Source organism: Pseudomonas sp. Q11 (genome assembly GCF_024494355.1).
Taxonomy (GTDB): Bacteria; Pseudomonadota; Gammaproteobacteria; order Pseudomonadales; family Pseudomonadaceae; genus Aquipseudomonas; species Aquipseudomonas hefeiensis.
Genome location: NZ_JAKNQY010000053.1, coordinates 1 through 7,554 on the forward strand (window position 1 = coordinate 1; position 7,554 = coordinate 7,554).

General features: G+C 58.8%; 5 protein-coding genes. 2 read left to right on the forward strand and 3 right to left on the reverse strand.

All coding sequences use genetic code 11. From position 1 onward, the window contains the following. Window positions 1-336: 336 nt before the first annotated feature. The gene (locus MA884_RS27545) at window positions 337-1,299 is read right to left on the reverse strand and encodes a zinc-binding dehydrogenase (RefSeq protein WP_256233451.1); all 963 of its coding nucleotides are present in this window, start codon (window positions 1,297-1,299) and stop codon (window positions 337-339) included. Window positions 1,300-1,438: 139 nt separating this feature from the next. On the opposite strand from MA884_RS27545, the gene MA884_RS27550 reads away from it, so the two are divergent. Together MA884_RS27550 and MA884_RS27555 are read left to right on the forward strand one after the other, a co-directional pair. After that, a complete protein-coding gene (locus tag MA884_RS27550; RefSeq protein ID WP_256233455.1) occupies window positions 1,439-3,517 on the forward strand; it encodes a carboxy terminal-processing peptidase in 2,079 nt (692 codons plus the stop codon). Between the two features lie 130 nt (window positions 3,518-3,647). Next, window positions 3,648-5,435 (forward strand): bifunctional diguanylate cyclase/phosphodiesterase, encoded by a 1,788-nt coding sequence (locus MA884_RS27555; RefSeq protein WP_256233452.1) that lies wholly within the window; start codon window positions 3,648-3,650, stop codon window positions 5,433-5,435. 143 nt (window positions 5,436-5,578) lie between these two features. On the opposite strand, the gene MA884_RS27560 is transcribed toward MA884_RS27555, so the two are convergent. Both MA884_RS27560 and MA884_RS27565 read right to left on the reverse strand, forming a co-directional pair. Then, the gene (locus MA884_RS27560) at window positions 5,579-5,998 is read right to left on the reverse strand and encodes a hypothetical protein (protein WP_256233453.1); all 420 of its coding nucleotides are present in this window, start codon (window positions 5,996-5,998) and stop codon (window positions 5,579-5,581) included. Beyond that, a partial coding sequence (locus tag MA884_RS27565; RefSeq protein WP_256233454.1) for an RHS repeat domain-containing protein occupies window positions 5,995-7,554 on the reverse strand: 1,560 nt, incomplete at its 5' end. The genes MA884_RS27560 and MA884_RS27565, both read right to left, overlap by 4 nt.

Below are 7,554 nucleotides of genomic sequence, written 5' to 3' on the forward strand. Positions count from 1 at the left end.
ACTGACCCACCGCTATCGCGAGCAAGCTTTGCTCCCACAGCGGATTTGTGGTGAAACACCGAATACCTGAGCCCTCGCGACCCATGTGGGAGCAAGGCTTGCCCGCGATGGCAGCCGCACTTTCAGCATCAATGCAAACTGACCCACCGCTATCGCGAGCAAGCTCAGCTTCCACAGGGGGATGTGTGGTGAAACATCGAATACCTGAGCCCTCGCGACCCATGTGGGAGCAAGGCTTGCCCGCGATGGCAGCCGCACTTTCAGCATCAATGCAAACTGACCCACCGCTATCGCGAGCAAGCTCAGCTTCCACAGGTCCGCGCCCAGCTCCGGGAGTCAGCTCAGGTTCTCATCAATCACCAACACCAACTTCCCAGACACCTTATTGGTCGCCAATTCCGCAAACGCCGCTTCGGCATCCTTGATCGCAAAGGTCCTGGCCAGTTGCGGACTCAGGCGTTTGTCGGTGAACAGCGGCCACACCTGCTGCCCCAGCTCACTGATCAGGTCGGCCTTGAACTGATCGTCACGACTGCGCAAGGTCGAGCCGAGCAATTGGATACGCTTGCCCAGCACCTGCGCCAGATCGAGTTCGGTCGAGCGCCCGCCCATCAGGCCGATCAACACCCAGCGCCCGTCAACTGACAAAAGTTTCACGTTGAGTTTGGCGTAGTTCGCGCCCACCGGATCAAGGATCACATCGAAGGGGGCGAAGTCGTTCAAGCCCTCGAGACCATCGGTGCGTACCACGCCGCCCTGGGCTCCCAGCGCCTCGCAATAACTCAGACGATCAGCCGAACCGACACTGACCCAACACGGGTTGCCGAAGGCCTTGCACAACTGGATCGCGGCCGAACCGACGCCACTGGCCCCGGCGTGCAGCAGCACTTTCTCCCCCGGTTTGAGTGCAGCCAGCTGAAACAGGTTGAGCCACGCGGTGCTGTAAACCTCAGGCAGCGCGGCGGCCTCAGCCAGGGATAAACCTTCAGGCACCGGCAGGACATGCCGGCCATCGACCACCACCTCTTCGGCCATCCCGCCGCCGGCCAACAAGGCGCAAACGCGATCACCCACCTGCCACGAGGAGCCTGCTCCGACTTCGCTGATCACCCCGGAACACTCCAGGCCCAGTACCTGGCTGGCACCGGGCGGCGGCGGATAATGCCCGGCCTTTTGTAACAAATCGGCTCGATTCAGACCGGCGGCCGCCACGCGGATGCGAACTTGCCCTACATCACACGTCGGACTTGGCTCATCTGCCCATACCACTTGGCCTTCAACGCCTTGCAATGCTTTCACGGTGCCTCCATAGTGAGTCTCGACTGGGCCCGCTGCTGTAACGCCGGGCTTTCTTGCATTATGCGCCCGGGCCACATGGAACCGGCGACTTCAAAGACGGCCTAATATGCGTTATCAATTGTCCCTGCGTCGAATCAGCATGAAGCACCTGTTCCCCAGCACCGCCCTCGCGCTTGTCATTGGCCTCGGTCTGTTGCCGCTGTCGAACGATACGTTCGCAGCCAATAGCTGGGACAAGCTTCAGCCCGATCGCGACGAGGTGATTGCCAGCCTGAACGTCGTTGAATTGCTCAAGCGCCATCACTACAGCAAGCCGCCACTCGATGACGCGCGTTCGATCATCATCTATGACAGTTACCTGAAGCTGCTTGATCCCTCGCGCAGCTATTTCCTGGCCAGCGACGTGGCTGAATTCGACAAGTGGAAAACCCAGTTCGACGACTTCCTCAAGAGCGGCGACCTGAACGCCGGGTTCACCATCTACAAGCGCTACCTGGACCGCGTGAAGGCGCGTCTGGATTACGCCCTTGCCGAGTTGAACAAAGGCGTCGACAAGATCGACTTCAATACCAAGGAAACCTTGCAGGTTGATCGCAAGGACGCCGCCTGGCTCAGAAGTACCGCTGAACTTGACGACCTGTGGCGCAAACGCGTCAAGGACGAAGTGCTGCGCATGAAGATCGCCGGCAAGGACTCCAAGCAGATCCAGGAAACCCTGACCAAGCGCTACAAGAACCAATTGGCCCGTCTGGACCAGACTCGCGCCGAGGATATCTTCCAGGCGTACATCAATACCTTCGCCATGTCCTACGACCCGCACACCAACTATCTGTCGCCAGATAATGCGGAAAACTTCGACATCAACATGAGCCTGTCCCTGGAAGGCATCGGCGCGGTGCTGCAGAGCGACAACGATCAAGTGAAGATCGTGCGCCTGGTGCCGGCAGGGCCTGCCGACAAGACTAAACAGGTTGGCCCGGCGGACAAGATCATTGGTGTCGCCCAAGGCAACAAGGAAATGGTCGACGTGGTCGGCTGGCGCCTGGACGAAGTGGTCAAGCTGATCCGCGGCCCGAAAGGCTCGGTGGTGCGCCTGGAAGTCATCCCGGCCAGCAATGCGCCGAACGACCAGACCAGCAAAGTCGTGGCCATCACCCGTGAAGCGGTGAAGCTGGAAGAGCAGGCTGCAAAAAAATCCGTCCTCAAACTGAAACAGGACGGCAAGGACTACAAGCTCGGTGTGATCGAGATCCCGGCCTTCTACCTGGACTTCAAGGCCTTCCGCGCCGGCGATCCGAACTACAAGAGCACCACGCGCGACGTGAAGAAACTGCTGACCGAGTTGCAGAAGGAAAAAGTCGACGGTGTCGTCATCGACTTGCGCAACAACGGCGGCGGCTCCCTCCAGGAAGCCACGGAACTGACCAGCCTGTTCATCGACAAGGGCCCGACCGTGCTCGTGCGTAACGCCGATGGCCGCGTGGATGTGCTTGAGGACGAAAACCCGGGTGCGTTCTACAAGGGCCCGATGGCCTTGTTGGTCAATCGCCTGTCAGCCTCGGCCTCGGAAATTTTCGCCGGCGCCATGCAGGACTATCACCGGGCACTGATCATCGGCGGCCAGACCTTCGGCAAAGGCACCGTGCAGACCATCCAGCCGCTCAACCATGGCGAACTGAAGCTGACCCTGGCCAAGTTCTACCGGGTTTCCGGCCAGAGCACCCAGCATCAGGGCGTGCTGCCGGACATCGACTACCCGTCGATCATCGACACCAAGGAAATCGGTGAAAGCGCCCTGCCCGAGGCCATGCCGTGGGACACCATCCGGCCTGCGATCAAGCCGGCCGTGGATCCGTTCAAGCCATTCCTGGCGCAACTCAAGTCCGATCACGATGCTCGCACATCCCAGGACGCGGAGTTTGTCTTCATCCGCGACAAGTTGGCTTTGGCGCAGAAGTTGATGCTGGAGAAAACCGTCACCCTCAACGAAGCCGAGCGTCGCGCACAGCATGCCGACATCGAAGCCAAGCAACTGACCATGGAAAACCTGCGGCGCAAAGCCAAGGGTGAAGAGCCGCTCAAGGAACTGAAGAAAGAGGATGAAGACCTGATCGCCGAACCGGAAAAAACCAAACCGGAAGACGATGCCTACCTGAGCGAGACGGGTCGTATCCTCCTCGATTACCTGAAACTCAACACGGCGATTGCCAAGCACTGAGATGATGGCCATTTAATGCTGACGCTCCCCGGAGCGTCATCAAACTGACATCATTCTGTCGTGAAATACAGGACCGGGCGCCTCTTTGAACGGATGGCGCCCAGTCCTTTTTTTATCGCCAGAGAACGCCATGACCACGACAGAACAGCTGAGTGCCTTGAGTTCAATCCTGGCTCAAAGCGGTTTACACAGCCTGTTCCAACCCATCATTTGCCTTTCCGAACGGCGCATCGTCGGTTATGAAGCCCTGACCCGAGGCCCGTCCAACAGCCCGCTGCACTCGCCCATTGCCCTGCTCTCCGTGGCCCGCCAGGCCGGGCGTCTCAGTGAGCTGGAACTGGCCTGCCGACGCAGCGCCTGCCAACGTTTCAATGAGCAGAAACTGCCGGGCAAGCTGTTTCTCAACGTCTCGCCCGAGTCCCTGCTGGAATCCTCGCACCAGACGGGGCGCACGCTGCAATTGCTGCAGGACTTCGGCATTGCGCCCAGCCAGGTGGTGATCGAACTGACCGAACAAACGCCGATCGACGACTTCCAACTCCTGCAAACCGCCCTGCATCATTACCGGGCCATGGGCTTCTCCATTGCCCTGGACGATCTCGGTGCCGGGTATTCGAGCCTGCGGCTGTGGTCCGAATTGCGCCCCGATTATGTGAAGATCGACCGGCACTTCATCGATGGCATCCATCAGGACGCCCTCAAGCGCGAATTCGTCGGCTCGATCCTGAAAATCGCCCGAGCTTCCCGTGCCCAAGTGATTGCCGAGGGAATCGAACTGCCGGAAGAACTGGCGGTATTGATAGAGATGGGCGTCGATCTGGTTCAGGGCTATCTGCTCGCCCGGCCGCAGGAGCTGCCCTCCCGTGACGCCAGGGCGCTGATGCCCCGGCAGGACGCCGGCGCGGTGGCATTGACCGACGAAGTCAACGACCTCGGGGCGCTGCTCAACGAACAACCGGCAGTGGCCCACGACACGCCGACGGCCACCGTGCTGGAGGCGTTTCGGCGCCAGGCCAACCTCAACTCCCTGGCGGTACTGGACGATCAGGACCAGCCCTGCGGCATCGTCCATCGTCATTCCCTTTCGGATGCCTTGCTCAAACCCTTCGCCACCGACCTCTTCGCCCGCAAACCCATCAGCCGCCTGATGAGCGATGATTTCCTGGCGGTGGAACTGAACCAGTCGCTGCAACAAGTCAGCCGCCTCATCACCAGCCGCGCCCGACAACGCATCGAAGAAGACTTCATCATCACCCTCAACGGCAGTTACCTGGGCCTGGGCCGGGTGATCGACGTGCTCAAGCTCATCACCGAACTGAAAATCCAACAGGCCCGCTACGCCAACCCGCTGACCCTGCTGCCGGGCAACGTGCCGATCCAGCAATGCCTGACGCGCCTGCTGCAACAACGACAGGAGTCAGTGATCTGCTACGTGGACATCGACAGTTTCAAACCCTTCAACGACATCTACGGCTACGGCCGCGGCGACGAAGTCCTCCTATGCCTGGCCCAATGCCTGAACGAACGCATCGACCCCAGCCGCGACTTCGTCGGTCACATCGGCGGCGACGACTTCCTGCTGGTCCTCGGCCCGGAAGACTGGCGCAAACGCCTGAATCAGCTACTGAGCGACTTCCAGACCCATTGCCGGCGCTTCTACCGTCCTGAACATCTGGAGGCCGGCTGTTTCACCGCGCTGAATCGGCAGGGCGTTCGACAGGAATTTGCCTTGCTCTCGCTGTCGATTGGGGTGGTGCATCTGCGGTCCGAGGCTTGTGGGGAATTGGATGCGAGCCAGTTGGCTGAGCTGGCTTCGCAGGCCAAGCATCATGCCAAGGAGATTTTGGGAGGGAGCGTGTACTTGGTTGATGGTTTGGCCGGGCGAGAGGCTGTGGTTGGGTTGGGGTTGTCGGTGTGAAGATGAGCTCCCCCCGCGGGATTTTGTAGGAGGCGAAGCCTGCGATCTTTTGATCTTTTGATCTTTCACTTGAGATTCAACTGCCTGGGGAAAGATCGCAGCCTCGCTTCGCTCGACAGCTCCTACAGGCCCTGGCCTCTGGCCTACCACGTAGATGGATCTTCAAGGGCGGCTTTTCTGAGATCTTCTTTCCAAGTTTCTTTTGCCAACACATAAACATCCTGAAGAAATTCTTTAGGACTTTTTAAGTTATACCATTCCCCTCGAGGCCAGCTACCCGCGCAATCTTCGTCTATCTCAAACAAACTTTCAAAGTCAAAATCCGGATCATTAAGTTTGTCACCCAAAAACCTCACCAATACATATTTATGTCTATAGGACAGGCACTCTATATCCAGGCCATATTTAACAATCAACTCTGATCTGTCACGCTTATTCTCAGGATTGTAGACTTCTAGTATTGCCCCGAGTGTTTCTTCACGGTCATACACATCAAATCGGCCAATAAACCACGTCAGATCAGGAACAAACTCCTCATTTATAAAAGGGTGCATCAGCATCATTTTTTCTCCGTAGGAAATCCAGTGTAAGGTTCGCCATCTTTACTAAACTTCACTTCAAACCAATTTAAATTCTCGTTCAACTTAGGATTTTGCTTATCTTTTTTATTTGGTTTGTAGCCACGCCCTGCTCCCGGTAACTCCTGCCTGACAACTCTATCGTTTTTGTGGTCCACGCCAGTAAACGGATCCAGTCCAAGCTTTTCTCTTGTCATAGCTTTATTTAGCGCATTCAAATGAATTCGCCAGTTGCTGAATTGGGAGCTTAGGCTTCCATTAGCTCCCTTGGGAACTTCACCCGTGTGCGGGTTCGCACCGTTAATGGCACGCTGCTTTAGCGCTACGTCTGATATTTCCGAACTGTGTTTTTCAACAGTGTGCATGCGGTATTTTTCTTCCATAGCAACCACCCGTCTCTTAGCATTTGCCTCCCCCAACTCATCAATCCGCGCCCGCCGCCGCTCCGCCGTCATCGGCAGCGCCGGCTCACCCTCATCCACCCCAACCTTAGCCGCCGGTTCCTGACTCCCAACCGCCGATCTGCACCCGCCCTTCCCCGGACAATCCACCAACCCCAACGGATCCACCCACCCCGTCGGGTTCAGGGTGTAGCGATATCCGTTGAGGCCACCCGCCAGTTTGCTCGGGTCCGGCGTCAAATAGCGGCCGGTTTCAGGATTGTAGTAGCGGTGCCGGTTGTAGTGCAGGCCGCTTTCGGGGTCGAAGTACTGGCCCTGGAAGCGCAGCGGTTGTTCAAGTTGTTCGCCGCCGCCGTGGACCCGTTCGGTGGTTTTACCGTAGCCGTTGTAGCGCGCTGACCAGACGATTGTGCCGCCGTAGTTGGTCAGCTCCTGGGGCGTGCCCAGGTGATCAAGGTGATAGTAGAACGGGCAGGCGTTCCGGCCTTTGCCGTCGAGCAGGGCCAGTGGGCGGAAGGTCCCCGGTTCGTAGACGTAGCTGCGGTGGTGGCGCGGGCTGCTTTCGGCGACGACCTGATCGCCCTGCCAGAAAAACTCCGTGGTCAGGCCGTCCGCGGTCTTGCTGATGCGTCGGCCGAAGGCGTCGTAGCGGTAGGACGTTTCGCGTCCGTCCGCCGTGGTGACACCGATCAGGCGGTGCTGGCTGTCGTAGCGGTATTCGCTGACGAGGCACTGGGTCTTGCCGCGCCGTTCGCGGATCAGGTTGCCGAAGGCGTCGTAGTCGTAGTGGCGGTCGCCCTCCATCAGCAGGCGGTTGCCCTTGAGGCGGGTCGGGCCGGGGCGGTCCTGCATCAGCAGATTGCCGGCCGGGTCGTGGGCGAAGTGTTCTGGCGGCTCGCTGTGGGAATAATCGATGCCGATCAGGCGATCCAGCGGGTCGTACTGGTAATGGCGGCGGTTGCGGTTGTCGGCAATGGACTGCAGGTTGCCATTGGCGCTGTAGGCATAATCGCGCCAGAACAGTTGCTGCTGGTTCTGCCACACCGTCTGGGCCTTGAGCCGGCCCTGTTCGTCATAGTCATACCGGCTGAGCAGCAGGCCTTGGCGGCGCTGGCGTTCGCGCCCGCCATGAAGCTGGTG